The organism is Methanoculleus nereidis (assembly GCF_032944295.1).
In the GTDB taxonomy this organism is placed as follows: Archaea; Halobacteriota; Methanomicrobia; order Methanomicrobiales; family Methanoculleaceae; genus Methanoculleus; species Methanoculleus nereidis.
This window is the reverse complement of sequence record NZ_JABFFQ010000006.1, coordinates 1-26,318: the sequence shown is the minus strand read 5'-3', so window position 1 is coordinate 26,318 and position 26,318 is coordinate 1. Positions and strand designations below refer to the sequence as shown.

The 26,318-nt window shown below is 58.5% G+C and carries 24 protein-coding genes and 2 tRNA genes; 19 read left to right on the top strand and 7 right to left on the bottom strand.

Going from position 1 to position 26,318, the window contains the following annotated elements; all coding sequences use genetic code 11:
- Positions 1 to 580 precede the first annotated feature (580 nt).
- The 10 genes from HL657_RS08525 (at position 581) to HL657_RS08480 (ending at position 7,711) form a co-directional block, all read left to right on the top strand.
- On the top strand, positions 581 to 1,090 hold the full coding sequence (locus tag HL657_RS08525; RefSeq protein WP_317296398.1) for a biotin transporter BioY: 510 nt from the start codon (positions 581 to 583) through the stop codon (positions 1,088 to 1,090).
- A complete protein-coding gene (locus tag HL657_RS08520) occupies positions 1,087 to 1,758 on the top strand; it encodes an ATP-binding cassette domain-containing protein (RefSeq protein ID WP_317296397.1) in 672 nt (223 codons plus the stop codon). The genes HL657_RS08525 and HL657_RS08520 overlap by 4 nt, the downstream gene beginning before the upstream one ends.
- Positions 1,755 to 2,453: an energy-coupling factor ABC transporter ATP-binding protein gene (locus HL657_RS08515; protein ID WP_317296396.1), complete on the top strand. Its 699-nt coding sequence runs from the start codon at positions 1,755 to 1,757 to the stop codon at positions 2,451 to 2,453. The genes HL657_RS08520 and HL657_RS08515 overlap by 4 nt, the downstream gene beginning before the upstream one ends.
- The gene (locus HL657_RS08510) at positions 2,435 to 3,088 is read left to right on the top strand and encodes an energy-coupling factor transporter transmembrane component T (protein WP_317296395.1); all 654 of its coding nucleotides are present in this window, start codon (positions 2,435 to 2,437) and stop codon (positions 3,086 to 3,088) included. Before HL657_RS08515 ends, HL657_RS08510 begins: the two co-directional genes overlap by 19 nt.
- A 53-nt stretch (positions 3,089 to 3,141) precedes the next feature.
- Positions 3,142 to 4,890, top strand: coding sequence for a sodium-extruding oxaloacetate decarboxylase subunit alpha (gene oadA / locus HL657_RS08505; RefSeq protein ID WP_317296394.1), 1,749 nt, complete (start codon positions 3,142 to 3,144; stop codon positions 4,888 to 4,890).
- Between the two features lie 13 nt (positions 4,891 to 4,903).
- On the top strand, positions 4,904 to 6,379 hold the full coding sequence (locus HL657_RS08500; RefSeq protein WP_317296393.1) for an acetyl-CoA carboxylase biotin carboxylase subunit: 1,476 nt from the start codon (positions 4,904 to 4,906) through the stop codon (positions 6,377 to 6,379).
- A gap of 73 nt (positions 6,380 to 6,452) precedes the next feature.
- Positions 6,453 to 6,562, top strand: a tRNA-Met gene (locus HL657_RS08495).
- A gap of 207 nt (positions 6,563 to 6,769) precedes the next feature.
- Complete coding sequence (locus HL657_RS08490; protein WP_317296392.1) at positions 6,770 to 6,961, top strand: hypothetical protein; 192 nt, start codon at positions 6,770 to 6,772, stop codon at positions 6,959 to 6,961.
- An 80-nt stretch (positions 6,962 to 7,041) separates the two neighbouring features.
- The gene (locus HL657_RS08485) at positions 7,042 to 7,362 is read left to right on the top strand and encodes a nucleotidyltransferase family protein (protein ID WP_317296391.1); all 321 of its coding nucleotides are present in this window, start codon (positions 7,042 to 7,044) and stop codon (positions 7,360 to 7,362) included.
- Positions 7,352 to 7,711 (top strand): HepT-like ribonuclease domain-containing protein, encoded by a 360-nt coding sequence (locus HL657_RS08480; protein ID WP_317296390.1) that lies wholly within the window; start codon positions 7,352 to 7,354, stop codon positions 7,709 to 7,711. Before HL657_RS08485 ends, HL657_RS08480 begins: the two co-directional genes overlap by 11 nt.
- A 134-nt stretch (positions 7,712 to 7,845) precedes the next feature.
- On the opposite strand, the gene HL657_RS08475 is transcribed toward HL657_RS08480, so the two are convergent.
- Positions 7,846 to 8,799 (bottom strand): alpha/beta hydrolase family protein, encoded by a 954-nt coding sequence (locus HL657_RS08475; protein WP_317296389.1) that lies wholly within the window; start codon positions 8,797 to 8,799, stop codon positions 7,846 to 7,848.
- A 381-nt stretch (positions 8,800 to 9,180) separates the two neighbouring features.
- Complete coding sequence (locus tag HL657_RS08470; protein ID WP_317296388.1) at positions 9,181 to 9,777, bottom strand: tetratricopeptide repeat protein; 597 nt, start codon at positions 9,775 to 9,777, stop codon at positions 9,181 to 9,183.
- 67 nt (positions 9,778 to 9,844) lie between these two features.
- Between HL657_RS08470 and HL657_RS08465 the strand changes: the two genes are divergently transcribed.
- Positions 9,845 to 10,246: a CGGC domain-containing protein gene (locus tag HL657_RS08465; protein WP_317296387.1), complete on the top strand. Its 402-nt coding sequence runs from the start codon at positions 9,845 to 9,847 to the stop codon at positions 10,244 to 10,246.
- 194 nt (positions 10,247 to 10,440) lie between these two features.
- Here HL657_RS08465 and HL657_RS08460 read toward each other — a convergent pair whose 3' ends face one another.
- Positions 10,441 to 12,204: a radical SAM protein gene (locus HL657_RS08460; RefSeq protein ID WP_317296386.1), complete on the bottom strand. Its 1,764-nt coding sequence runs from the start codon at positions 12,202 to 12,204 to the stop codon at positions 10,441 to 10,443.
- Positions 12,201 to 12,860, bottom strand: a complete 660-nt coding sequence (locus tag HL657_RS08455) for a class I SAM-dependent methyltransferase (protein WP_317296385.1) — start codon at positions 12,858 to 12,860, stop codon at positions 12,201 to 12,203. Before HL657_RS08455 ends, HL657_RS08460 begins: the two co-directional genes overlap by 4 nt.
- Before the next feature lie 112 nt (positions 12,861 to 12,972).
- On the opposite strand from HL657_RS08455, the gene HL657_RS08450 reads away from it, so the two are divergent.
- The 4 genes from HL657_RS08450 to HL657_RS08435 all read left to right on the top strand — a co-directional run bounded on the left by HL657_RS08450 (position 12,973) and on the right by HL657_RS08435 (position 18,982).
- A complete protein-coding gene (locus HL657_RS08450; protein WP_317296384.1) occupies positions 12,973 to 13,242 on the top strand; it encodes a hypothetical protein in 270 nt (89 codons plus the stop codon).
- Positions 13,243 to 13,717: 475 nt separating this feature from the next.
- Complete coding sequence (locus tag HL657_RS08445) at positions 13,718 to 15,196, top strand: sensor histidine kinase (RefSeq protein WP_317296383.1); 1,479 nt, start codon at positions 13,718 to 13,720, stop codon at positions 15,194 to 15,196.
- 420 nt (positions 15,197 to 15,616) lie between these two features.
- On the top strand, positions 15,617 to 15,979 hold the full coding sequence (locus HL657_RS08440; RefSeq protein WP_317296382.1) for a response regulator: 363 nt from the start codon (positions 15,617 to 15,619) through the stop codon (positions 15,977 to 15,979).
- A 69-nt stretch (positions 15,980 to 16,048) separates the two neighbouring features.
- Positions 16,049 to 18,982, top strand: a complete 2,934-nt coding sequence (locus tag HL657_RS08435) for a HEAT repeat domain-containing protein (RefSeq protein WP_317296381.1) — start codon at positions 16,049 to 16,051, stop codon at positions 18,980 to 18,982.
- 67 nt (positions 18,983 to 19,049) lie between these two features.
- Here HL657_RS08435 and HL657_RS08430 read toward each other — a convergent pair whose 3' ends face one another.
- On the bottom strand, positions 19,050 to 20,216 hold the full coding sequence (locus tag HL657_RS08430) for a sensor histidine kinase (RefSeq protein ID WP_317296380.1): 1,167 nt from the start codon (positions 20,214 to 20,216) through the stop codon (positions 19,050 to 19,052).
- A 575-nt stretch (positions 20,217 to 20,791) separates the two neighbouring features.
- Here HL657_RS08430 and HL657_RS08425 point away from each other — a divergent pair.
- The 4 genes from HL657_RS08425 (at position 20,792) to HL657_RS08410 (ending at position 23,632) form a co-directional block, all read left to right on the top strand.
- A complete protein-coding gene (locus HL657_RS08425; protein ID WP_317296379.1) occupies positions 20,792 to 21,055 on the top strand; it encodes a GvpL/GvpF family gas vesicle protein in 264 nt (87 codons plus the stop codon).
- A 408-nt stretch (positions 21,056 to 21,463) separates the two neighbouring features.
- Positions 21,464 to 22,192, top strand: a complete 729-nt coding sequence (locus HL657_RS08420; protein WP_317296378.1) for a PadR family transcriptional regulator — start codon at positions 21,464 to 21,466, stop codon at positions 22,190 to 22,192.
- Between the two features lie 380 nt (positions 22,193 to 22,572).
- The gene (locus tag HL657_RS08415) at positions 22,573 to 23,334 is read left to right on the top strand and encodes a response regulator (protein ID WP_317296377.1); all 762 of its coding nucleotides are present in this window, start codon (positions 22,573 to 22,575) and stop codon (positions 23,332 to 23,334) included.
- 213 nt (positions 23,335 to 23,547) lie between these two features.
- Positions 23,548 to 23,632 (top strand) — tRNA-Leu (locus tag HL657_RS08410).
- Positions 23,633 to 23,668: 36 nt separating this feature from the next.
- Here HL657_RS08410 and HL657_RS08405 read toward each other — a convergent pair.
- Together HL657_RS08405 and HL657_RS08400 are read right to left on the bottom strand one after the other, a co-directional pair.
- Positions 23,669 to 24,019, bottom strand: coding sequence for a flavodoxin domain-containing protein (locus HL657_RS08405; protein WP_317296376.1), 351 nt, complete (start codon positions 24,017 to 24,019; stop codon positions 23,669 to 23,671).
- A gap of 249 nt (positions 24,020 to 24,268) precedes the next feature.
- Positions 24,269 to 26,143, bottom strand: coding sequence for a sensor histidine kinase (locus tag HL657_RS08400; protein WP_317296375.1), 1,875 nt, complete (start codon positions 26,141 to 26,143; stop codon positions 24,269 to 24,271).
- Positions 26,144 to 26,318: the final 175 nt, after the last annotated feature.

The window sequence follows — 26,318 nt, the reverse complement described above, 5'->3', positions numbered from 1 at the left end:
CTTTTTTGGGTCATCGGGCCCCGGAGAAGACTCCTCCATCGGTAACGGAACTACCTGGAGGTTATGAGGTCATCCCAAAACGATCTCCGAACATTTGGTATACACTAATCGGAGCACTTACCTCCTAGGTATCTACTATATGAACCACACCTGGGGCAGGGAGGGGGAGACGGCTTTCCATCGCCTATCGCCACGCACTGCCCCCGCCCTCAGGGCGGGGGAGGAGCGCGAAGCGCGGGCGGGGTGGGTTCGCAGGGAGAGTTAAAAGGTGTCATCTTGCAACCGGGAGGGGGACAACCCCTCCCGGTCCCTCCCCCGCGTGGCGATAATCCCACGGTCCAGTATACGGGCGAGCCGGGGAAACCCGCACTGCTCTCCTGCAGTTGCAGTAATGCCCCGGAAGAACGGAATACGAATGCCGGAGGTGCGAACCGCGACTGGCGCGAGCATCGTGAGCGGCAGGAACGTGAGAAGCCTTAGGCTTCGAACCGCAGAAGTTCGCGAACGGGATCAGTAACATCCGTACCATCTCACGGCTTCGTATGAGGCAGGATTTTTCTTGTCAACCATCCAAAATAAAATGGTTGACATGATGCACCGGGCCCGGATTCTCGCCTACAGCGGCACGTTCGTCGCGCTGATCGCCGCCGGGAGCTGGATCTCCGTCCCGCTCCCCCCGGTGCCGCTCACGCTCCAGACCCTTTTCGTCCTCCTTGCAGGAATCGTCATGAAGCGGTACGGGGCGATCCCCGTCGCCCTCTACGTCCTCCTCGGGGCGGCGGGCCTCCCGGTCTATCACAACGGCACGGCGGGCCTCGGGGTGCTTCTCGGCCCCACGGGCGGGTTCCTGATCGGCTTCATCCCCGCCGCCCTCGTCGCCGGGCTCGCCTACGAACACGAGTCACCGGCATCGCGGATCACAGGGCTGATCGCGGCGGTCATCCTCATCTACGCCTTCGGCGTCGCATGGCTTGTCTACTCGGCGTCGCTCTCGATCTACCAGGCGATCCTTGTCGGCGTCGCACCGTTCGTCGTCGGTGCCGCCGTAAAGGCCGCGGCGGCATACGCCATAGGAAAGCGGGTGGCATGATCCGTATCACCGATCTCCGGCACCGGCTTCTCGATATCCCTGATCTTACTCTTAGTACACGTCATATCGCCGTGATCGGGCCGAACGGGGGCGGCAAGACGACGCTGCTCTCGGTCTGCTCCGGCATCGAGGAGCCCGAAGCGGGATCGGTCCGGCTCCTCGGCCGTCCGCCGTCCGCCGTGAAGGTCGGGTGGGTGGGGGAGTTCCCCGACCGGACGCTCCTCTTCTCCCGGGTCTACGACGAGATCGCGTCGTCTCTCCGATTCCGCCACCGCCCCTGCCCGGAGACAGACAGGACGGTCCGGGCGGTCGCGGAGGTGGGCGGCATCCCGCGCCTCCTCGGCAAGAAGGTCTCGGCCCTCTCCGGAGGGGAGAAAGCCCTCGTCGCGCTGGCCGCCGCCTGCGTCGACGACCCCGAGGTGCTCGTCCTGGACGAGGCTGATTCGCACCTTGATGCCGGAACAGCGGAGCGCGTCTCCCGCGTTGTGCAGGAGAGCAAGGCGGCCCATATCCTCTGGTGCACGCAGTCGATGGACACCGCGGCTACCGCGGACTACGTCCTCTTCATGGAGAACGGCCGGGTCCGGCACCGCGGCACGCCGGATGAGGTCTTCTCGGCGCTCGAGGAGACGTGCTTCTACCCGACCATGTGGAGGGTTTGCCGGTGAGGGTCGATCTCGAGGGTCTCGTCTTCGCACGTGGCCCGTTCACCCTCCGGGGCAGCGGTACGTTCGGCGAGGGCGTGCATCTGGTCAGCGGGCCGGTGGGGGGCGGGAAGTCGACGCTCGCCCTCCTGCTCGCCGGCCTGCTCAGGCCCGAAAGCGGCGCCGTCCGGCGGCACGGCGTCTCCTCGGCCCTGCTCCTGCTGCAGTTCCCCGAACACCACATCACCTGCCCGACCGTTGCCGGGGAGGTCCGTTCCTGGGGGCTTGCCCCGGAGGACGTGCTTCTCCGGGCGGACCTTCTCGGGCGGGGGGACGACGACCCCTTCCACCTCTCCCGTGGTGAACTCAGGCGGCTGACGCTCGCCTGCGCCGTCATGCAAAACCCGGACCTGCTGGTACTGGATGAGCCGTTCAGTTCTCTCGACTGCGTCGCAAAGGGGGAGGCCTGCTGGATGATCGAGGAGCGCGGCGCGGGGATCACGATCATCTTTTCGCACGAGCGCGCGGTCCTCCCCCGGGTGGACGCGATCTGGGAGATGGAGGACGGTGTTCTCACGGCCCGCGGCAGCGTGCCCGACGCGATCCCTTCCTGGCGGCACGCCCCGCCGTATCTCCGGTATGCCCTTCGGGAGGGGGCCCGTCCGGAGAACATCAGGCTCTCCGACGCCCGGGAGGCGCTATGCAGGATCCGCGGCTGAGGCTTTTTGCCGCTGCGGTCCTCTCGCTCGCTGCGTTCGCGAGTACCGCAGGAGCTGTCGCCGCTCTCGTCTGGTGGCTGCTTGTTACCCCGCGCACGAAGGTTCTCCCGCGGCCGGGGGTGTTTCTCCCCCTCATCGCAATGATCGCCGTAACGGCGGCCCTCTCAGCGTGGGGGGGCGGCGCGGGGCTCTCTTACTTCATCAGGATGACGGTGATCCTCCTCCTCGCCGCATGGGTGTACGCCGGAACAGAGGAAGGCGAAATGCTTGCCGTGGCGGTCTGGGCCCTCGGGGACCGGGTAGGGTTCGAGATCGGGCTCATCGCCGAGATGGGGCTTACCGGCCTCGCCGTGATCCGGCAGGACATCGAGCACATGCGGGTTGCCATGGCACTGAAGGGGATCCGGCCCGGTGTGCGCTCGATTGTTCCGCTCGCCGCCAACCTTATCGTCACAGAGATCCGGCGGTCCGACGAGATCGCACGGCTGCTGGTGGTACGGGGGTACACGATCGGGGGTCGGATATGCCCCCTATTCCGAACGGAGCCCGGCGACGTCCTGGCCTCAATAATGGCCTTAATACCCGTTCTTTTATCGACTCTCCCTCTTCGCGACGTTTTTATATTATTAGGATGAATTTTGTAGAGGCTTTATTGATATATTCTCAGCCCTTCGAGGTGCAAAATTCGATGTGTGCTGCCAAATTAGATTCACTCAATATCACCGATACCACGCTTAGGGACGCGCATCAGTCGCTCATCGCCACGCGGCTCAAGACTGAGGACATGCTCCCTCTTGCCCGTGCCATCGATGAAGTAGGCTTCTTCTCTGTTGAGGCCTGGGGCGGGGCGACCTTTGACAGCTGCATCAGGTTTCTCAACGACGATCCCTGGGAACGCCTTCGGGTTCTGAAGGCCGAGCTGAAGCGCACCCCCATCCAGATGCTCCTGCGGGGCCAGAACCTCGTGGGCTATCGGCACTACCCCGATGATGTGGTGGAGAAGTTTGTCGAGGCGTCGGCAGAGAACGGTATCGATATCTTCCGGGTCTTTGACGCGTTGAACGATATCCGGAACATGCAGAAAGCGATGGAGGAGGTCAAGAACGTCGGGGCGCACCTGCAGGGCGCGATATCCTACACGACGAGCCCTGTCCACTCGGTCGCGACGTTCATCGATATGGCGGAGGACCTCTATGCGCTCGGCTGCGACTCGATCTGCATCAAGGATATGGCTGGCCTGATCATGCCGCACGATGCCCGCGACCTGATCGCCGGGATCAAGAAGACGGCGGACGTCAAGGTCTGTCTCCACTCTCACTGCACGAGCGGCGTCGCGCCCCTGAGTTACCAGGCGGCGATCGATGCGGGTGTGGATATCCTGGATACGGCGATGTCGCCGTTTGCCCTCGGCACCTCCCAGCCTCCGACGGAGAGCGTCGTTGCAAGTGTTGCCGGGACGGCACGCGACACCGGCATCGACCTCCTCCCGCTCCGGAAAGTGAGGAACATCTGCCGGGAGATGCGGGAGAAGTACGAGCCGCTCTTCAACGCCATCTCAGATCGGGTCGATTCGGACGTGCTGATCTACCAGCTCCCGGGCGGGATGATCTCGAACCTCGTCTCGCAGCTCAAGGAGCAGGACGCGCTCGACCGCCTGGAAGAGGTGTTCCGTGAGATCCCCCGGGTGAGGGAGGATCTCGGCTACCCGCCGCTTGTGACGCCGACGAGCCAGATCGTCGGCACCCAGGCGGTCTTCAACGTCCTTATGGACGGGGAGCGCTACCGGAACGTGACGAAGGAGGTCAAGGACTACGTCCGCGGCCTCTACGGCCGCTCTCCCGCTCCGATCGGCCCCGAGATCCGGAAGGTGATCATCGGTGACGAGGAGCCGGTCACGGTTCGCCCGGCGGACCTTCTTGAACCCATCTACGAGCAGATGATGAAGGAGGCTACGGAGCAGGGCCTGGTTACCCGGAACGAAGACGTTCTCACCTATATCCTCTACCCGAGTGTCGCGCCGTCGTTCCTCAGGGGCGAGCGCCAGGCCGAACCGATCCCCGAGAAGGTGCACGCCGGACCGGTGGGGGTTGCGGAGATTCCCCGCTCCATGGAAGTGGAGGTGGACGGCGAGATCTTCTCGGTTCGGATCGTCACCGTGGAGGGTGGCTCGGTCGCGGCCCCGTCGGCCGCCGCTCCGTCGACCGGGATGCCTCGTGGGGACGTCCCCGGCGGCGTCAAGAGCAACATGCAGGGCATGGTCCTGAAGGTGATGACCCAGCGCGGGAGTACCGTCAAGAAGGGAGACACGCTTATCGTCCTCGAGGCAATGAAGATGGAGAACCCCATCCCCAGCCCACGTGACGGCACGGTCTCGGAGATCTTTGTGGACGCCGGTGACGTCGTGCAGAACGGCGACGTGCTGATGGTCATTGAGTGAGGCTGCCAGGACGATGAAATACTTTGATAAGATCCTGATCGCCAACCGCGGCGAGATCGCCATCCGGGCCATGCGCGCCTGTCGGGAACTGGGCATCGACACGGTTGCGATCTACTCCGAGCCGGACAGCAACGCGCTCCACGTCAAGTACGCCGACGAGGCGTTCAATGTCGGGGAGGCGCACCCGTCGAAGAGTTACCTCAACAAGGAGCGGATCTGCGACGTGGCCAGAAAGACCGGGGCCGAGGCGATCCACCCGGGATACGGGTTCCTCGCCGAGAATGCCGGGTTCGCGAAGCTGGTCGAGGAGGAAGGCCTGACGTTCATCGGGCCGTCGTGGAAGACGATCGAGGCGCTGGGCTCGAAGATCGGGTCGAAGCGGATGATGCGCGAAGCCGGCGTGCCGGTCCTTCCGGGCACGCCGGAGGGCGTCACCGACGTTGAGGAGGCGAAGAAGGTCGCCGCCGAGATCGGTTATCCGGTGATCGTGAAGGCAAGCGCGGGCGGCGGTGGCATCGGGATGCATATCGTCGAGAGCGAGGAGGAACTCGAGGAGGCGCTCGACAAGTCGATGCGGATTGCCCAGTCTGCCTTCGGGGATCCGACGATCTTTGTGGAGAAATACCTCATGAAGCCGCGCCACATCGAGGTCCAGGTCCTTGCGGATGCAAAAGGGCATACCATCCACCTCTACGACCGCGAGTGCTCGATCCAGCGCCGGCACCAGAAACTGCTTGAGGAGGCGCCCAGCCCGATCATGACGCCCGCTCTCCGGGAGCAGATGACGGCGTCGGCTATCGCTGCGGCAAAGGCGGCGAACTATACGAACGCCGGTACGGTGGAGTTCCTTTACTCGAACGGGAACTACTACTTCATGGAGGTGAACACCCGGCTGCAGGTGGAGCACACGGTCACGGAGTTCGTCACGGGAATCGATATCGTGAAGCAGCAGATCGCGATCGCAGCCGGCGAAGACCTCGCGATGGACCAGGAGGATGTCGGCATCCGGGGACACGCGATCGAGTGCCGGATCAACGCGGAAGACCCGCTGAACAACTTCGCCGCCGATCCGGGCAAGATCGTCCGCTACCGTTCCCCCGGCGGTCCGGGGATACGGGTCGACTCCGGCATCCACATGGGCTACACCATCCCGGCGCACTACGACTCGATGATCTCGAAGCTCTGCGCCCTGGGCTCCGACCGCGAGGAGGCGATCCAGCGGATGCGTCGGGCGATCTACGAGTACGTCATCCTGGGCGTGAAGACGACGCTCCCGCTCCACTACGCGATCATGCACAACGCCCATTTCATCGCCGGCGACACCCACACGCACTTCCTGCAGGAGGAGCACATCGCGACGAGCCTGCGCCGCTACCTCCACGAAGAGGAGGCGCGTATGCAGACGCTGGCCGCCTCGCTCCGCCAGGGGAAGCACGTGGCGGCGATCACGGCGGCGGTCGAGGTGTATCTCCGGAAAAACACGAAGTAACCCTCTATCCAATTTTTCCGGGGAGCCATAAGGTTTATTTGTCAATGCAACATTGTTATACTGCACTTTGTGTGCTGCGGTGGCCTAGTCGGTTAGGGCGCCAGACTCATAGGGTTTTTGAGAAGACGGTGCGTCCAAGCCTGGGACATCTGGAAATCGTGGGTTCGGATCCCACCCGCAGCATCAATTATTCTGGTTCAGATCTGCCAGCAAACGCTTTTTATATCCCCGTTCAGACCTCCTTTGCAGGAGAGCGGTCATAGCACCAACCCAAACAGACAGAGAGTTCCATCCTGTCGGGAAAAACTCCGCCACCACAGCCCGTCCGAGAAGATTGGCTAAGGGCCTCCTCACCCGCGACGAATCTCGCAGGAGCGGCACCGCGAACCGGTGCAGTGCCCCGGCTGCAAGACCATCTACGTCCCGCGTGCGAACTACTGCTCCACCTGCGGCCGGTCGTTCACCGGCGACGGGGAGGATGTGCAGGAGGCGATGGGCAAGGACGTGCTCGACAACCCTGAACTCGTGCGGAAACTGCTCAACGAGTTGATCGAGGAGAAGAAGCGGAAGGGTGAGCTCTGATGCTCACCCCCTGCCCTGTGAGGGGCAATCTTCATCATCTCCTCACCCCCAGGTACGATCAGGAGGCGAGCAGAACCCGTATGGCGGCCCGGACACAGTGTGAGGAGAAGAGCATCTTTGTCACCCGGCTCGAAGAAGTGCTCCCGCTGCTCCGGGAGCGGTTTGGCGTTACGAAGATCGGCATCTTCGGGTCTACCGCCCGGGGCGATGACCGGCCGGAGAGTGATGTGGACGTGCTGGTCGAGTTTGCGCCGGGGCAGACGACGTTTCGGAACTTCATGGAACTTGCGTTCTACCTGGAGGACCTCTTCGGGCGCCGGGTGGACCTCGTCACCGAACAGGGGCTCAGCCGATACATCCGGCCCAATGTTGAGCAGGAGGTGATCTGGTGTGATTCGTGATGAACTCTTTCTCCGCCATATCCTTGACGAAATTGCGCTTCTCCGTGAGATCGGTAGAGATCTGACATACGAGGACCTGCTTCGTGACCCGGTGCGGCAGCATGCGATCGTCCGGGCAATCGAGATCATCGGAGAGGCCACGAAGAACATCTCCGAGCACCAAAAAGAGCAGCATCCGGAGATCCCCTGGAGGTTGATGGCCGGGTCGCGGGATAAGCTGATTCACGCATATTTTGAGGTAGACTGGAGGATTGTCTGGACTATTCTCAAGACCGAGATCCCGGTTCTCGAACCGAAAGTTCAGGCAATTCTGCTCGCTCTTGACGCATCGACAAAGAATGGTGAGTGAAGGATCCATCGAGTTTCACATCGCGATCTTCCGTTGAGAACCTGACCGCCCTCCCGAACATAGTCATTGAAACGTATCCGCCAACGCTTTTTGCGGCACTCAGGTTCCAAAGAGACTGATCCCGGATATGCGGCTCACCGCCGGACCTGCCTGTTAAGCCATTCCACGATCACACCGAGAGCCTCCGGGTCGAGCCTGCGCTCTTCGCTGTTGTAGCGTGTTCCGACATCGGCGGCGGCGAGTGCATCCCGCGGTTTCTCCTCATGCTTCAGCACATGGTCCGCGTCGGGGGGGTATGCAAACGTGACGTTGCCGCCTCGGGCAGCCGCATCCTCCAGCGCGCCGCCGTCTGCCTGCCAGTCGGCCTGGATATCCTTCTTCCCGATAATGACGAGGACGGGTTCTGTCACCTTCGCGAGGAGGGCAGCCGGATCGCTCGACCAGAGCTCCCGCGAGAACGGCAGGTTGACGGGACTTGTCAGACTGAGGAGCAGAACCCTCATCCCTTCCGGGAGAGAGGGATCGGGCGTTACCGGCTCGCCGGCCATGAAAGTGGCGATGGCGCCATCATACTGGTTCATCAGGAGATCACCGTTTTCCAGGCTCGCTGCCTGGGCAAGGAGCTGGCTGCGAGCAACCTGCCCGACGGAACGGCCGGGGGCGCCGGTGAGCACAAGGCCTGCGAATCGCCGGTCCGTCGCCTGCAGCTGGTAGTGCAGAGCGTGGATGGCTCCTTCGCTGTTGGTCAGCACGAACAGCCGGGCGGGGTCCATATCGCCATCGGAGCACAGGGTGTCTACGGCACCAATCAGTTCGTCGAGATGGCTCTGCATGCTGATCCTGCCCACGAGCCGGGGGATGTTCTCCTGTGCATGCGTTCCCGAGGCCCGCTTGTCGTAGCGCAACGTCATGAACCCTTCGCGGGTAAGGACCTCGGCCATCAGGCGGCCGCTGCAATTGGTCCCGGGTAGCAGGGGGGAGCACCAGTCGCGGTCGGTCGGTCCGCTCCCGGCGACGAAGACGATTCCCGGGTGAGGACCCATGCCAGCAGGCCGGGTCAGGGTGCCCCGGACAGGAATCCCGTCCACGTCCCACGCGACCTCCTCGGATGTGAGCGCCGTGATGCATTCTTGGTGTGGGAATAGTATTAACACCTACGAGCGAAGAGCACTTCCGTGCCTTCGTGACCGCCGATGCGGAGGTAGCAGGAGTGCATCGACCGGGTTCTCATCTGCATGGCTTCTGGAGCAAAGGTGCGAGACTGGTGGATCCTCATGGCAACATTCACCCTCTCCCCACCCCCGGGTACGATCGGGGGGTGAAGAGAACTCATATGACTGCCCGGGTGTGCCGGGGGCAATCATGGCGGGCTACGGCCCCGCCATCACGCCATGCCGTTCTTGATAGAGTATTGTTTCTGCTCCGGAAACATTTTGTTTCTGAGCCAGAAACTTCAGGGACGGAGGAAGTTATCCTGCATCGCCGACGATAAACGACAGGTCCTTCTCCAGCCCGGGATCGAACCTCATCGCATTCTCAAAACACGCCGCCGCCTCGTCGGTCTTATTCATGTTCGTCAGAATGACTCCTTTCAGGTACCAGGCCAGCCCGTACTCCGGGTCCAGTTCAAGCGCCTTATTACAGCTCTCCATTGCTTCGGCGTACTGGTTGTAGTTATCGTTGTAGTACATCCCCCGGATGCACCACGCCTCGGCATTGTCTGGCTCCGCTGCAATCCGGTTATCGTAGTATTCCTGACTTCTATTCACGTTTTCCATAAATCCTGTTCCGTCTCTGGTATGGGTTATGCAGCCGCAGGAAACGAGAATAACAATCAGCGCACAGCAGAGGCATGCGGTCGGTGACGGAGCCTTCATAGTGGCGTATTGATCCCGGTGGTTAATGAAGGCTGTGTCGCTGTCGGATAATGGAAGGAGCATTGGCAATGAGGTAAACGAAGTCTTTAAGGTCTCTTCGGGCGCCGACCGGAACTCGCCACAGAACAGAGGATCAACCGAAACCCCGGAGAGGCTACGAAGAACAACTCCGGATGCCGTAAGAACCATGTCCGTGCCGGCGGTTGATCTCCGGTTTTTATAGGTCTTCTCCTGCCGAGCACGAGCAACCTTTAGAATGAGGTATTCGACGGAGATCGGGGATGTCCACTATCGGAAGGACTATCAGACATCGGGAGAATTCATTCGTATGAAAGTAGGCATTATCCGCTGTATGATGACAGAGGATATGTGTCCGGGGACCGCGGATTTCCTCGTAACAAAAGAGGGAAAAGGTGCGTTCCAGGAGACCGGGCCTGTCGACATTGTCGGGTTTGTGACATGCGGCGGATGCCCCGGGAAGAGGGCAATACCGCGGGCAAAAATGCTGGTCGAACGAGGAGCAGAAGCAATCGTGTTCGCATCGTGTATCACCAGAGGCAATCCAATCGGGTATCCCTGTCCCCATTATGCCGACATGAGGGATTGTGTCATCAAGGCCATCGGCCCGGAGATCAGGATCATCGAATGGACGCATTAGCCGGGGGGCATTTTCCCCGCACACAAGAGTTCCCGCTTCTGCGCCGCCCATTCTGATTCGTATCACTGTTTTTCATCATGCATGAATCCGGATTCATGCCTACTTCAACAGACCCCGGTGCAAAACGACGTGCCGTGAAAAACTATAGAGAGGGGTCTACCCCTCATCCTTTCGGAGGTGGGCGAAACAGCCGATCACTCATCCTCCGGCGCACCAATCACCGGCCGGGAAAAGTCGCGGTTCGCGACGAACTTATCGCCGGTAATTCCGTAGAACCTCCTGTAGAATTCCCGCTGCTCATGCTCCAGGTCGAAGGAAAAGATCTCCGGGTGGATGGTGTTTGCGAGAAACATGAACCCCAGGATCCACCGCGGGCTGCCGAAATCCCATCCTGCAGGCACATTGTAGACTCTCCCCGCCCCGACAGCGTCGGTCTCAACCGCGTGCTCGGTGCAGTAGTGGAGATAGTCGGACGCCGGTGAGGAGAGGAACCCCGAGATGAACATGTGTTCGGGGTTGAGCTCGTTCAACTCTTCGACGGTGATGTTGACCCCGGGCTTTCCCTTCCGCTTGAGGCGCTTGTTGACGCAGGTCCCTCCCGCCGCCTCCACCAGGTTGCTCTCGAACCGCTCCGCGTTCAGGGCGAAGAGCGGGTAGCCCATCGAGTAGTAGACGCGGGGACGAGTTTCGGCGAGGGCGCTGCCGGCGGCGATGCGACCGATGCGCTCCCGGAGGAACGAGATCAGTTCCCGGCCTTCCTCTTCGCGTCCCGCACGCGCTGCGAGTTCCGCGATCAGGCCGAGCCATGAGTCAATCTGGTGAATACGGTCGTGCATGCCCCGGATAAAGTCTTCCCTGACGATATCGCCGAGAACGGCGCCGAGTTCCTCGTCGTCCCGGATGCCGAGGGTGACCAGTATGGCGTGGGCCATCTCGATGGCCCGGGTGGTCCGGTAGCCGCCGAGCATGCCGTATTCCGTATACTGCTCTGCGCAGATCTCCCCTCGGACGGGAGCCTGCCAGCCGCAGGGGCACCTGCCGTCCTCGAGGGCGGCGGAGGTGCGGCAGCCCATGGGCCCGTAGAACTCCCGCTCGATGACCGCAGTGCCGCAGGCCGGGCAGACGGTGTTGAGGTAGCCCGTGCCGGGCGAGTTGAAGAGGTAGACATAGCGGAGGAACGTGTGCAGGCGGTCTGTCACGTGCTCCGATTCCCGGATCGTCGGTTCGAGGCCGGGAGCCGCTTCGCCGAAGGGCACGAACCGCATCACCTGCAGCGGGATATCGGGGGAGACCTCCGCCACCCGCCGTGCGGCGTTGAGGATCTCCTCGTCGGCGCCGTGGATGTACATCGCCGAGACCTCCACGTGCACCCCATTCTCATGCAGCGTCCGGATATTGCGAAAGACCGGGTCCGCGGACTTCGCACCGCACTCGCGGTAGCGCTCGTCGGACGATCCCTTCAGGCCGATGTTGACGAAGTCGAGGGAGGGAATGAGGGTGGCGAGCGCGTGCTCCGTGAAGTAGCCGTTCGTCGAACACCCCACCCGGAGACCGGCTGCTTTTGCCTCCCGTGCGAGGGCGAGGAAGGTGAAGTACGAGGCGGTGGGATCGTTGAGGCAGAAGACGATGCCGGTGCAGTCTTCCGCCTGTGCCCGCCGCACGACCTCCTCCGGCGACGCGGTCGTGAGGGCGCCGGCCACCGCGTCGGCGTGCACGGTCAGGGTCTCCGAGATGCACCCCGGGCAGGTGAAGTTGCACCCGACGGTGCTGACCTGGAGGAATTTGTTCTTCGGGGTGAAATGGACCATCGGCATCGTTTCTATCGTGATGGGGAGCATGGTCAGGTAGGATTCGGGGAACCGCTCGACGATCTCGCCGTCCCGGTTCACGTACATCCTGCACCGGCCGGATCGCCCCTCGGCGATGTCGCACCCGATCTCGCAGACAGGGCACTTCATGGAAGCGCACCGCCCGCCGTCTTGGAAATGACGATCCAGAACCCCTTATCCCCGTAGAGGATCTCGAACGAAGGGACGCCGATCTCGTTTAACATGGTCCGGAACCGCTCAACGTTCTCCGGTGAAATGTTCTTCCTGTTGAACTCCTTCCAGTCAGGGTTCCGGCGGATCATCTCTGCCGAGATCGCGTCGCGCAGTTCTTTGTTGCCGAACCCTCCGCCGATGCAGGTTTTCCCGCCCGGTTTAAGGACCCGGTAGATCTCGCGGAAGGCGGTGTGGATGTCGTCCCAGAAGAACATCGAACCCCTGCTGACGATCAGGTCCGCGGTGTCGTCGGCGAGCGGGATGTCGTGCACATCCCCCTGCAGGAGGTGTATACGGCCGGACAGGCCTGCTTTTGCAATATTCCGCGATGCAGCCTCGTGCATGTCGCCTGAGGAGTCCAGGGCGATGACCGAGAGGCTGGATCGTGCTGCGATGGCGATCGCCAGCGAGGCCGGCCCGCTGCCGATGTCGATGCAGGTGCCCTCGGTGATGCCGAAGCGGTCGATGACGTCCTGTGCGATCACCGGGTATATCGGGGCGAAGAGGGTCTTTGCGATCTCGTCCATTCCGCCGGCGCCTTTTTTGTCGAATTTGTCCTTTTTCTCATGCATGGGTGTGTTCCTCGCTCGGTTCGGTGTAGATGGAAATGCGTCTGCACTGGGTACTATGAAGTTAACATCGTTTAAAAGGAAAAAGAATTCCATTGATAGGCTGCCCGAACTGGTGGCAGCCTGCGACGGACAGAGCACATCGAATCCCGATCGCCGGCGATGGGGGCCGGTCGACCATAGCCGGGTGCCGGCACTGGAGAAGGAACCCGGTCGTGAGGTCTACTTACCGCAAGTCTGCTGCACAGGTCTCCGGGGCGCTCTTCGGTCCAGACACCTTCAGGACGATACCCACGAGGCAGAGGGCCACGGCAGCCCTTCAGCGCTCGATACCCGGGCGGGCCTCCACCCCTTCGTCTCGCCGGGTCTTTTGGGGAACGCGTGAAGGGCATCTCCGCCCTTGCTGTCGAGTTCCTCAGGAACCCCGCAGCATCATTATCTCCACCTACGACTTCGGGATCGTCGTGAATCTCTGCGAGGCCGGGGGTTATCGGGTACGCCCGGTCCGGAATCTACATCGCCCGCCTCATCGGCGTGAGCAGGCAGAGGAGTGCGGCGGCCGCCTGAACGGCAGACTGAAAAATCCCCTGGGGGCCAATGAGGCAGAATTTACCGGGAAGGGCAAAGACACTGCAGGGAAAGTGTTGTAATCGTGTATTCAACAACTCCTGGTATATCGCTTAAAATAAAGTATAAATAACCTAATTTCCTACCTCTTTAATTGCGATTCCTGCATCTGCAACGCAACAGACGGGCAGGAGAAGCGCACCGGGAAAGCTGCATCCCGATTCTACAGAATTGGTTCTTGTTCGGCCCGCCGTGTACGTATCGTCCTGAGTAGTGGCTGAAGGTTTGATAGTATGAAGGCGGATCGATACTTCCACCCTGGCGATTCGGATGTCGTTCTGGTCATGCTGATCCTGGGCAGCAGCGCCATTGCCATTGCCATCAGCCTTTACTCGCTCAACTCGGGCTTATACGTTATATTCCAGAACTTCTTTTATCTCCCTATCGTCCTTGCGTGCTTCTTCTATGCTCAAAGAGGGTTTGTATTTTCGGTTGTGCTCTCATGCCTCTATGTCGTCATGCTCTTTTCGTTCACCCAGGATCTGGAGCACGTCATCGGGGCACTTATACGGTTTATTCTCTTCATATTCGTCGCAGCCGTCATTGCCGCTCTCGCTGCCGGCCAGCAGCGCACAAAGGAAGAACTGGCCGCATCCAGGCAGAACCTCCATGACATCATCAACTTTCTTCCCGATGCGACGTTTGCAAGGGACATGGACGGCCGGATCATTGTATGGAACCATGCGATGGAGAAACTGACCGGCACCAGGAGCGGAGAGGCCGTAGGCAAGGGAGATTATGAGTACACTTACCGTCTCTTCGGCAAGCGTTTCCCTCTCCTGATCGATGCCGTACTCGAGAACGATCCGGATCGGATCAGGGAGAAATATCCGAACATCCAGAACATGGATGGAGTATTATCCACGGATGTCGAGATCGACGATTTTTACGGAAGGCGGGCGGTACTCTGGGCGGTTGCAACCTCCCTGCGCAACCACCAGGGCGAGGTCATCGGGGCCATCGGGTCGATCCGTGATGTAACATCGTCCTACGATACCGGGGCGCAACTGCAGCAGGCCAATACATCTCTCAGCCAGGTCAATACCAAACTCCAGCTCATTAGCAGATTAACACAGCATGACCTGCTGAACACTATTCAGGCTCTTCTGGGTTATATTGCGATGGCCCGGCAAGCAGCGCCTGCAACCCAGCCACTGCTCGAATATTTCGGTGAGATAGACGCTCTCACCCATACCCTGTGCGCGCAGGTGGAGTTCGCCAGGGACTACCAGAGGATCGGGATCAAGGAGCCGGTCTGGCAGAACCTCCAGGATACGGTTGCCAGAGGGCTGGCCACGGTCGTCACCCCGGCCGGGATAATGCTCACCACGACGATTGACCCTGTGGAGGTCTATGCCGACCCGCTCCTCGAGCGAGTGATCTATAACCTTGCAACGAACGCCATCGACCATGGGAAACGAACGACACGTATCGCGTTCTCAACGCTGCAGAAGGGTTCTGCTATGGTGATCGTCTGCGAAGACGACGGCGTGGGGGTTCTGGAACATTACAAGAAGGCAATCTTCACGAGAGAACACTATGACAACAACGGCTACGGGCTTTTCCTGGCCCGCATGGCTCTTTCCATCACCAACCTCTCCATCCAGGAGACGGGTGTCCCGGGGAACGGCGCCCGTTTCGAAATTATCATTCCGGAGGAATCGTACAGACCTGCAAAGGACAGTACATCACCGGATCAGGGGCCAGTATAACCTGATATACGCGAAGCGAGGATCCTTTGCAGGTGTGGAGTACCACATGTATTGAACTCCCTGATCCTGGGTCCTCTTCCGATCCCGCTCCTGTTCGCCTCGCGGTGATAATACATCTCCCCGAGTGCTGGCGCACGATCGGCCTGCAGGCATTTCTGCAACCCCGTCCCGGGTATGGGCGGACGCTGGTTGTCGTGCACTGGCAGGACGGCTCCCTGTACAGACGGTATTCGCCGGCACTTCCTGCAGATGGATTGGGTTGTGAACGAGCACCAGGAACCCCGAAAATAAGAATGGTGCCACTTCTCTGCCGTTAATGAAACAACACACCTATATTCCCTTACGATATACCAGTAATCAAAGCGGCTCTCTGCAGGATTTTGCAGGTATTTGTGAGCGAAACAAAGGGCGGAAGATCGTATGGCAAAACGGATACTGGTCATTGATGACGACGAAAAGATCCTTCGAATCTTTAACCTGCTGATAACATCGTTTGGGTATTCCCCGATCCTTGTGAACGATCCCGCCGAAGGCCTTAAGATTCTGCAAAACGATCCTCCTGCATTGATCCTCCTCGACCTTATGATGTCCCCTATGAACGGTTTGCAGTTTCTGGATGAACGGAAGAAGATCCCTGGAGCGCTACATGTCCCGGTCGTGATCCTCTCGGCATTGAGGTTGAACGACGAAGAATTTGCCCCCTATGCAGACAGCGTCGCTGAAGTTGCTATCAAACCTGTAGAACCGGCACAGTTGAAGGAAATCATCGCACGCTATGCCTGATGACGGAACTGCACTGCTCGCGGAGGAACACAGCAGTGTCCTGGATAGAGTCTCCCCTGGAAGTGGGTCATGAAATCGCTTCGTTTTAGTATCGCCGATATTACCCGCCTTAACTCAAAGAAAGATATCAGCGGCCTGATAGCAGCACTCAGGGATGATGAAAAGGATGTCCGGTGGATGGCGGTAGGGGCCCTTGGGGAACTGCGTGATAGCGAGTCAGTCGAACCTCTCATTTGCACACTATCCGATCCCGATCCGGACGTCCGGTGGAAAGCTGCAGAGGCACTTGGTTCTATTGGGGATTCACGTGCAACAGAAGCGATCATTCCCCTCTTAAGCGACCCTGACGGGACTGCGCGGCTCCAGGCGATCTGGGCCCTTGGGAAGATCCGCGATCCACGTGCGACAACGCAGATTGTCGATTGTCTTTCCGATACCGATCACGACATAAACATCGCGGCAATCTGGGCGCTGGGAATGATCGGAGACCGAAGGGCAATTGCAGCGTTGCGGGAGAAATTGCTCGACCGGCACTCGGGAATCAGAGCCAAGGCTGCTGAGTCCCTGGAAGCATGCGGGTGGAAACCTTACGATCTAAGAGAAAAAGGGGTTTTTGCGTTCGCTAAAAGAGACTGGAAAGAGGTTTCGCGGTATAGCAGGCCGTTGACTGATGTTCTGATCTGGGCGCTGACCGATGAATATTTTGATGTCAGAATGTATGCTGCTCGAATTCTCGGCGAAATGAGGAGCCGGTATGCAGTTCTGCACCTCCAGCAGGCCCTTGATGACCCGGTAGAGGCCGTCAGCTACGAAGCTGCTGCCGCTCTGGCTGAGATAGGAGATCGCCGGTCGGTGCGGGCGCTTGTTCACGGCCTTGAAAACAGTTTCCTGAGCACCCGCAAAGTAGCAGCAGGAGCACTCGGTCGTCTGAAGTGGAAGCCAAAGAACCTGCATCAGCGGATCCTGTTCATGAGCGCGAAGGACGACTGGCTGGGTCTTGTACGGCTTAAACGACACGGTGTTGGCCCCCTCACCCGCGAACTGCAGGAGCGGCAGGCTGGAGAGAGAGCGAAGATAGCGAAGGCCCTCAAGATTATTGGCAGATTCGCGACCGACCCTCTCATTCAGTTACTCAAAAACCCGGATCCGGATGTCAGGTGGAGGGCAGCCTCAATTCTTGCCGATATCCGCGACAGGCGGGCAGTCGGGCAGCTCATCGCAGCGCTTGAAGATACGGACGAGCGCGTTGCAAGTTCCGCTGCAATTGCGCTCGGGGAGATCGGTGATGATGCGGCTGTAGATCCCCTGATCCGGGCATTCAAAACCGGAAACGCCGACCTTCGCAAGTACTCGATAACTGCGCTGGGAAAACTGCGATCGGAACGCTCCTTTTCGACCATTATTGCCGCATCCAACGACGAACACGCTGAGGTTCGTCTCAACACAATACAGGCGATGGGCAGCATCAGGGACACTCGTATGCTTCCTGTGCTGTTCTCTTTCTTCCGCGACCCCGATCCCGCGTTTCGATTGCAGACGGTACGGGCGCTTGGTTCGTATCCTCAGGACCGGACAACGGATCTCTTTATCCAGGCATTAAGCGATCCGGATGCAGAGATACGGAGAGAGGCTGCCGACGTGCTTGGTAAGCGCAGAGCCGGCGCAGCGATTCAGCCGCTTACGGCACTGTTTGAGGATCAGGATACGGGAGTGCGGCTGTCGGCAGCAGCAGCACTCGATGTTATCGGCTGGAAACCCGCGAACGCAGGAGAGCAGCTGGCGTATCTCATTGCAAAGGAGGACTGGAAGGAGATACGGCGTCTCGGACTTCTCAAAAATCCAACCCGGAAACCGCAGGCTTCGGTACCGCTTCTGGTTCCGGAAGGTATGCACGGCAGGAGTCCGGGAAAACCGGACCCAGCCGGCCCGGGAAAGGCTGAATCTGATGAAAAAGCAGAGGGCGAAACCGGATCCGGGGCCTGGAATAAGTCTCACGCAACGGATGACGGGGTGCCGGACCTGGGTTTCTTCGTCAAGGCGCTGACCGACTCTCACACAGATCCGGCGATACGACTCAAGGCCGCTGAAACACTGGGCAAACTCGGAGACCTCCGGGGTGTGCAGCCACTGATAAACGCATTGGCTGACCCCGATGCAGAGATCCGGTGGCGTGCAGCGCTGTCTCTTGGAATGCTGGGTGATCAGCGCGCTTTTGGTGCTCTGGTCGTTGCACTCGATGATCCTATCTTTGAGGTGAAACGGCGGGCTGCAGAATCAATTGCGGTCCTGAGACCGAACGGCGCGGTTCGCCCGCTCTGCGAGCTGGCAAGCAGCCCCGATCCCGGAACCCGGTCCCTTGCCATAGAGACCCTCGGCAAATTCGAGTGTGATGAAGCCGTTCGCACGCTGCTTTCTGCACTGGAGGATGCGGATCCGGATGTCAAATCTGTTGCATTGTCGTCCTTGCTGACGTTAATCGATTACTGGGCTTCACGTATGGCTGTTTTCTTAAAAGATGAGAACCCGATTATCCGGCGTAATGCCGTCGGTACCTTACAAACTCTTCTTGGAGAGGAGGAGGCCGTATCACGGCTGGTTCCTCTCCTTCGTTCCGGCAGTTTTTCTATCCGCCGGGAGGTGCTTTGTGCACTTGAAGAGAGTGGGTGGCAGCCACAACTACCGGAAGAACCTGCAGCAGCATTGATAGCGGAGAGGAAATGGGATGAGGTTGCTGCACTTGGAAAAGAGGCAACCGGCCCGCTCATCGATGCGCTCTTTGATACGGATAGGGAGATCCAGGACGGTGCAATTGCAGCCCTGGAAAAGATCGGGGATGGCGAAACGGTCCAGCGGATCAAAATGGTCCTGAGGCGAGGGAACGATCTTCCCATCAAAGGAGTCTATGCCGCGATGAAGGTGGTCAGCCTTATCGGTGAGAGGGAGCGGAGGGTTGTTGAGGGAGAGGGAGGAGAACACGACCTCCCTCCCTCCGCCGAATCATAAACATTAATCGACGAGAATACATCTCTCCGCTCGGTTTGGGCATCTGTGCGGGTGTAATCTTTCTGGTTTATGGATGCTGTTTCGGGAGCCGAATGGTAAATGTGCTTCCCTGCTGTGGAATGCTGTCGACCGAAACGGTTCCTCCCAGTATCTCAATATTCTTCCTGGCTATGGTAAGCCCGAGTCCGAGGCGCCCGCACATCCTGGAGAGATTATTTCGATCACCGATATAAAACGGCTGAAACAGCTTCGTCCGGGTTGCCTCATCCATGCCCGGGCCATCATCGGATATGGATATGACATGGTTACCGGACTCTTCGGCATACCTGAAGACGACGTGACATGGGTGGGCCGAATGCTTCACTGCGTTGCCGCAGATTTCATACAGAGCTTCATAGAGGTAGTTTCTATCCGTCTCGATCATCTGGCCGGGGGGGATATCAATGGTATACGCCATACCATCTCCGGTATTGCACACGCCGACGATATCGGCAGCAAGCTGTTCAAGTGATATTGTCTCCCAGTACGGCTGTACGAGTTCTCGCTCTGCATCGGCGAGGCTCATGACAAGGATCCTGTTTGTGATGCTGCTCATCCTGTTTGCGCAGTCTCGAATCACGTTCAAGTATTGTACGCCCTCCGCAGTGAGTCCGAAATGCTGAGGGTTGTCGAGCATGAGATGGAGGTAACCTAAGACGGGTTGAAGAGGCGTTCTCAGTTCATGCGACGTGATGGAGAGAAAGTTCGATCGCTGCTCAGCCTCGCTCTCCCGGGCAGTTGCCGCATCTCTCTCTTCGGTGATATCGGTTGCTGTCCCGATGTACAAAACCTGATTGTCTTCACCTCTGGTGGAGAAACAACGAGCCCGCATCAGCCTGATGGTGCCATCCGGGAGAATGATTCTATAATCCGATGGATTTTCACCAGCTAACTCTCCGTCGAAGAGTATTTTGAACGACTCCCTGTCGTCGGGATGAATGGACCCGATAAGCGCTTCGGAATTTTCAAGAAGAGTTTGTGCATCGATACCCCAGACGTTTTCGGCTGCGAAGTTGAGATAAACCCGCTTTCTACCCTCCAGTCCCCTCACCCAGACGATCTCGTTATGGGTTTTGGCAGGACAGCACGTTCTCTCTGCACTGTTATCTGGGGGATCTCGCAATTGGTTCTGATCACTGGTGTGATTCGGGGTAATTGCAACATCAGGTCCCGTCTCTTGATCGTTATGCACCATTGCACCCCAGGAGTATCTGCAGGGATTCACTTCAGCCTTCGTTCCTCAAAGAGGCGGCACATTCCTGGAATGCGCCTGAACACGGATGATCTCAATCCTGTTCCCACTGAATCGCCGGCATTTGTGATCAGAGATCGAGTTGATGCGGTAATTACAGGGGAGATCCTATAGGAGGAATTGTGGGAGGAAATATATTAACTTGATCCGTTCTTTCATTTTCTGATATAAGATGCAGAGTCTTTTAAAATAGTTATTTTTTCCATCATTGGGATTATATCCCCGGTTTTGGGAAACATGCTCTCTTGTCTGAATCTGAGAGCCGCTCGGTTCGGCTTATTAATCGTATCCGCGATGTGACGAATGGTGGTGCCCGGGACCGGCTTTTGCAGATGTGCGATGACGCCCCTCCCGGTTGCCCCATCATCGGGGACTATCACGCAGTGAACAAAGATTGGCCGCAATGGATGCCGGGTAGTATGCACGGCCTTTACCGGGGTGTAATACCCGGCGGCGCTTATATCTCATGTTTCATTTTTTGAAACAAAAAAATGAAAACCTGCATATGCCTCTTCTCTATGGTCTATACAATCTGCTACAACGATATTGCAGCGGTGGTATCGGCTGCGGATGATGATCCCTCTCCTGATAGTTCGGCAGCCAGGCGCCAGCACAATAAAACGCTGAATACAATTCGCCCCCAGGTTGCTATCCTCCCGATGGACTACAGGGAGAACCTGACGTTGAGCGATATCAAGCGGACACTGACGACCCGGTATACCCGTTTGAAGATCCAGCTGGTCCGCCTCAACAGTGCCATGAACCTGCGCGTGAAGTCATAGGGGTAGCAGGGCTCTCATCTGCCTGTGTCCAGGTCAAACATGCTCTTACCATGACCCATAGCGGAAGCTGTATGATAGGACTGTACGTAACAATGGAAAATCCTTTGTATCTCCTCAAGAGGCATTTATCGGCGCCGGCCGAATAAAAATTCCTAAAACCATATCAATTGTAGGAAATTGAATCGGAATGTTTTTAGTGAAGTGAATAAAATTGAATGTGCTGCATATTTCCAGTCTTTCAGTATCTGCGTTTGCTCCTGCAATTCTAATCGGTGACTCACCATGATGTGTGCCCTGTCAGAGATGGACAGATCAGAGAACACGATATTGTTGTCGCACCTGCTTTCGTCAACAAGCCTGCTGCTCTATTCAAACGATGTAAACAAATACCACTATTTTGTTCAATATATGGATCAGGGCCTGAAACAATCCGAACACTGCCTGTACGCGTATTATCACACTAAAATACGTTCGACCCTGCAATCGGATATTCTCGCAAAAAAAATCTCTATTCTGGAACTGCAGAACTTCATCGACATAGTGCCGCAGAGGATCCGCTGGATCTGCAAGGAGAGCGATCATGGTGTCAGGTGTGTATTTGATATCTCCAGAATCGACGACTTCCAGATGATTGTGGAAATAAAACGGCAGATCTTGCAGATGCAGGACGCAGGTTTTCCAATATTCGCTCTGTTTGCACTCGATATCGACTCGATGACGGGCTGTGAAGTGTCTGAGATGGTCCAGGGGATACCGAATATTACCCTTGCGACAGCAAACGAAACAATAGTCTCTCTCCAGTCAGACTCGTTCGACCCACCACATATCGACCTCGTAGACCGCTCGATTGTTGAAGATCTGGTAAAGAAACTATTGGAACCATTCATACTCTCCTGTCTCAACCGACCGGTCTCCGGGTATGATATTATCCGCGAGATCAACGAGCAGTTTCACGTGATCGTCCCGATGGCCAGGATCTATTCCTATCTCTATGACCTCGAGCGGAGGAATTACCTTAAAACAAGAACCGAAGGGCGCTCCAAGGTGTATGAGGCAACCCCGGCCGGTGAAGAGTACATTCGTCGAAGAAGACAGGATATCTTTGCTGTTCTTGGGTATCTCTTTGAAAATAGATGACGGGGCGGTATATGCACTTTTCCCACCGAACATCCTCTCCCACCTGTCTTTTGCAGCGATTCACTGTTCACGCGAGAAGCAACAAAACAGGAAGAGTTACTGTTATTCCCAATCTTATGCGGGTATGTATCTGTTGCTCGAACCGTCTGCTACGGTCGCCTGCAACAGGTACGGGCACTGTGAGCTCCGGTGAAAACCGGGCAGGCATTCATCTGTGCGGTGAAGAATCCTGGCGAGGTAACGGCGTAAAACCGCTTGCATCGGTTCGTAGTTCTCCAGACCCGGCGAGCGTTCAGAACCCTGCAGGTGCTTGTATCGCGTGTACGAAATGCTGTTCTCGTGGGGCAGCGAGAAGCCTTAGTGTCCGGATGAGATGAAGTATGGAGTCAGGTGCCCCTCCAGAGAAGAGGATTGTCGTCGTTGAAGATGACGATTCCGTCGCCAGGTTGCTGGAAGATTCGTTGCAGCGTAATGGATTTGCCGTCCCGGCAGTCTTCAGGAGCGGGGAGGATGCACTCCAGGGACTGCCGCGTATCAATCCGGATCTGGTCTTGATGGACATTGTTCTTGAAGGACATCTGGACGGTATCGAGACGGCGAAGCAGATCCTCGATCATTTCGGGATACCGGTCGTGTATCTCACCGCCCACTCCGATACTGAAGTGCTCCAGCGGGTAGCACAGAGCGCCCCATACGGATACCTGGTAAAGCCATGCCAGATTCACGAGATCGTCAGGGGTATCGAGCTTGCACTTGCCCGTCACCGGATGGAACAGGCACTTCTTGAGAGCGAGAAACGGTATCGGGCGATCTTCGACCATGTCAGCGATGCGATTATGGTAAATGGAATCGTCGGCGGCACGCAGGGCCCCTTTGTCGACGTGAACGAAGCGGCATTGCGTAAACTGGGATATGAGCGCGGCGAGATGCTTAACCTGTCTCTGATGGACATCTGTGATGAGAACTGTGCTGATGATTGCGCCGCCATGCTGCGCAGGCTTCTGGAGGACGGCCAGGCAGCGTGCGAGGTGATCCTTGTCGGCAAGGGAGAGCGCAAGTTCCTGGTGAACGTGAATGTACATCAGTTCCTTCTGGATGGAGAGGTGCTGGTCCTCTCTATCTGCCATGATTGTGCCCTCTGAACAGCGGGTAGCAGTCACGGATGGCTCTCTGGTGGTATATTCTGTTCAGGTTCTCCGTCCGGACCTTTCAGGCGCGGTTGGAGGGCTGGTGATACGCACCGGCGGACTCCCTGCATCGCAGCCCCGCACAAAGGTATTTCATGTATGACAACAGATTAAATGAGGTAAACGGGGCGTGAAAACGCAACCGATGCATCTTCCGTCTCCGTTCGGGCGAGGGTTGCCAAGCCAGGTCAAAGGCGCCAGGTTGAGGGCCTGGTCTCGTAGGAGTTCGTGAGTTCGAATCTCACCCCTCGCATCCATTTTTCCGAAACTTGTCTCTTTATGTCCCCTGTTACGGAGTTTCCAGCACCCGGGCAATGCCGCCGGCCCAGGCCTCGATATCGTCCCGGTTGCGGAAGTCGCCCTCGGGAAGGAGCGCACGGGCGGCCGGCAGCTTTCGGAGCGCCCGGTGCGCAAAGCTGAGCCTGGCCGGGTCCAGTGCCCCGAAGAAGACGTGATGGTTCCGGGGATGGATGACCTCCCGGAACTCGCTGATCTCTTTGGGCTCCAGTTCCGGGTCGTCCGGGCTCGTTCCCGACTCGAGTTGGAGCGGGCCGCTGCTGAACAGCCACACCGGCCGTTCGGCAAGGACTGTCCGGTTCCGCCGCACGAACTCCGCCGCATCTTTCATCCAGTGCTCCATATACACGGCACTCCCGATAACGGCGGCGTCATACTCCCCGGGGTCCGGGCCTCCGCCTGCACGCCATGCTCCCGTAACGTTTCGGCGATGAACTCCGCGATGCCTCGTGTAGACCCGTATCTACTTTTGTAGACAACGATAGCGTTCATGCACGTCCACTCCTGAAGACACCTGAATCTCGCCGTCTCATAAGCGTAACTGCTTGTTCGGGCCCCGGGGGTGTACACCGGCTCGCCCGCAGAAGATGGCTCACCCATCCTGTGTGCTTTTCCAGAGCGTGAACCGGAACGCAGCGCCCTCCTCCGGACGGCCGGGCACCCGATCCTCGACCCATACCCGGCCGCCGTAGCGCTCGACGAGCATCCGGGAGATGAAGAGCCCGAGCCCCTTGCCCGGACCTCTGGCTTTTCCGCGCTCCAGCCGGCGGAAGAGTCTCTCTTTCACGTCGTCCGGAACACCGGGGCCGGTGTCCTCGACCGAGACCTCGACCTCCCCGTCCAGCTCGCTGACCCGGATGGTTACCTCAACGTCCGGTCCGCCGAACTTGACAGCGTTGCCGATGAGGTTCGCAAAGACCTCGGAGAGGAGTCCGTCCGCCCTCACCTCGACCGGCGCGTCCTCGTACCGGATCGATGCCCCGGGGAAGGTCTCGATCTCCTTTCGGACGACGGTATCGAGGTTCACCGGAACAAGCAGGGACGGCTCCTCCTGAAGCCGCCTGATGGTGGCGACATTCCGGAGAATTTCATTGCTCTTCTCGACACTGCCGCGCAGTTTCTCTGCATACACACCCGGCTCGCCCTCCAGTATCTCGACCATGAGATCCGCGTACATCGTCGTGACGGTGTTGGCGTTCCTGATGTCGTGGGTCATGATGTCGAGATACAGGTTCGCCTCACGGTGCGCATCTTCAAGTTTTTTGTGTAGTTGTGCTCGTTCTTCTTCCACCCGCTTCCGATCGGTGATGTCCCTGATATTGACGGTGGTGATCGGACTCCCGCGGACGGTGCAGTGCGCCAACGAGACCTCAAGCCACATCTCTCTGCCGTCCCGGCGCCGGAACAATATCTCCCCGGGCTCCTGCGTGCCGAAATCTTGCGGGACCGGGTTGCTTTCCAGATCCCTGATAGGCCTCCCTATGACCTCCCTGCTGCTGTAGCCGAGTATGCTCTCGGCGGCGGCATTCCATACCAGCACGTTTCCTCCCGCGTCCAGGCCGATGATTGCGTCGGGGGACGACTCGATCAGAAACCTGTAGCCTTTGCTGGAGGGAGGAAAGATGTAGTCCAGCACGTAATGAACGTCCGCCATGCGGCCGCCTGAAAGGCGGAGGAACAGGAGCAGGGCCAGCAGGAAGTACAGGGAGGCACCCCACTGCCCTGCCCTGCCTGCCCAGGCCATGAGGTCGCCGCGGGACAGGGTGAGCAGGTACGCGATCTGGCCGAGGGCGAGGAGAGCCAACGCCAGACCGTATAGATACTGGAACGACGAACGCGAACGAATATAGTTGATAAATACCACCAGCGCAGCAGCGGCAAAGAGGCCCGCGGCGAGGGTGATGACCACCTGCCGGACCGCCGTCCCTCCCTCTCCCGAGATGAAGAATTCGGGAATCACCCCGGCCGTGCTCGCGATGACGATCAGGGTGACTGCCGCTATGCTGCCGCCGTAGCCCACTGCGAGTGCAACCGCCCGTTGTCGGGGATCGGGCCTGGCGAGTCCGATCGAGAAGACTGCGATCAGAGCGCCGGCAAGATGCAGGGCACCGGCGAGAACGGCACCGAGATTCTGGATTTGCACCCCGTTGTTCAGGCTGATCGGGGTCCCGACCAGGTTCGCCAGCAGAATGGCCAGGCCCAGCACGAGAATGCCGGACCCCATCCAGACAAGCTGCAGCCGCCCGGTCTTCATCGCGGCCCATGCCACGAGAACGGCCAGGAGCACGGAACCCATGTTCGGGAGGATATTGAGTGCCGCCTGGAAGGGAGCAACGAAATCAAACGGAACATGCACGAAGAACTGGACCGCAACGACCAGTGCCAGTAGAAGGACGGGCGCGGCAGCAAGCAGCTGCCAGTTGGGCCCCTGATTCACGAGTCCGGTGCTGCTGTCCGCTGAAACCATACAAGTTGCCTGAATTATAGGCTTGTTTTTCGTACTACATTAACACCGGAGAACTTCGAAAAACCCCACCTCATCCAAAGTACTTTATAGCCACGGATCGACGTTTTTCTCATGAGCACGTTTACCAATTTTGCGATTCGGCACGAATATGCCAGCCTTGCCGCTCTGGGCGATC

Excerpts from the sequence above, each read along its gene's own strand:
- HL657_RS08435 (WP_317296381.1), top strand. The coding sequence starts at position 16,049 with ATGAAATCGCTTCGTTTTAGTATCGCCGATATTACCCGCCTTAACTCA.
- oadA (WP_317296394.1), top strand. The coding sequence starts at position 3,142 with ATGTGTGCTGCCAAATTAGATTCACTCAATATCACCGATACCACGCTT.
- HL657_RS08460 (WP_317296386.1), bottom strand. The coding sequence starts at position 12,204 with ATGAAGTGCCCTGTCTGCGAGATCGGGTGCGACATCGCCGAGGGGCGA.
- HL657_RS08465 (WP_317296387.1), top strand. The coding sequence starts at position 9,845 with ATGAGGTATTCGACGGAGATCGGGGATGTCCACTATCGGAAGGACTAT.
- HL657_RS08445 (WP_317296383.1), top strand. The coding sequence starts at position 13,718 with ATGAAGGCGGATCGATACTTCCACCCTGGCGATTCGGATGTCGTTCTG.
- HL657_RS08420 (WP_317296378.1), top strand. The coding sequence starts at position 21,464 with ATGGATCAGGGCCTGAAACAATCCGAACACTGCCTGTACGCGTATTAT.
- HL657_RS08510 (WP_317296395.1), top strand. The coding sequence starts at position 2,435 with ATGCAGGATCCGCGGCTGAGGCTTTTTGCCGCTGCGGTCCTCTCGCTC.
- HL657_RS08430 (WP_317296380.1), bottom strand. The coding sequence starts at position 20,216 with ATGGTGCATAACGATCAAGAGACGGGACCTGATGTTGCAATTACCCCG.
- HL657_RS08485 (WP_317296391.1), top strand. The coding sequence starts at position 7,042 with ATGGCGGCCCGGACACAGTGTGAGGAGAAGAGCATCTTTGTCACCCGG.
- HL657_RS08470 (WP_317296388.1), bottom strand. The coding sequence starts at position 9,777 with ATGGTTCTTACGGCATCCGGAGTTGTTCTTCGTAGCCTCTCCGGGGTT.
- HL657_RS08520 (WP_317296397.1), top strand. The coding sequence starts at position 1,087 with ATGATCCGTATCACCGATCTCCGGCACCGGCTTCTCGATATCCCTGAT.
- HL657_RS08405 (WP_317296376.1), bottom strand. The coding sequence starts at position 24,019 with ATGGAGCACTGGATGAAAGATGCGGCGGAGTTCGTGCGGCGGAACCGG.
- HL657_RS08400 (WP_317296375.1), bottom strand. The coding sequence starts at position 26,143 with ATGGTTTCAGCGGACAGCAGCACCGGACTCGTGAATCAGGGGCCCAAC.
- HL657_RS08440 (WP_317296382.1), top strand. The coding sequence starts at position 15,617 with ATGGCAAAACGGATACTGGTCATTGATGACGACGAAAAGATCCTTCGA.
- HL657_RS08525 (WP_317296398.1), top strand. The coding sequence starts at position 581 with ATGGTTGACATGATGCACCGGGCCCGGATTCTCGCCTACAGCGGCACG.
- HL657_RS08455 (WP_317296385.1), bottom strand. The coding sequence starts at position 12,860 with ATGCATGAGAAAAAGGACAAATTCGACAAAAAAGGCGCCGGCGGAATG.
- HL657_RS08415 (WP_317296377.1), top strand. The coding sequence starts at position 22,573 with ATGGAGTCAGGTGCCCCTCCAGAGAAGAGGATTGTCGTCGTTGAAGAT.
- HL657_RS08500 (WP_317296393.1), top strand. The coding sequence starts at position 4,904 with ATGAAATACTTTGATAAGATCCTGATCGCCAACCGCGGCGAGATCGCC.
- HL657_RS08425 (WP_317296379.1), top strand. The coding sequence starts at position 20,792 with ATGGTCTATACAATCTGCTACAACGATATTGCAGCGGTGGTATCGGCT.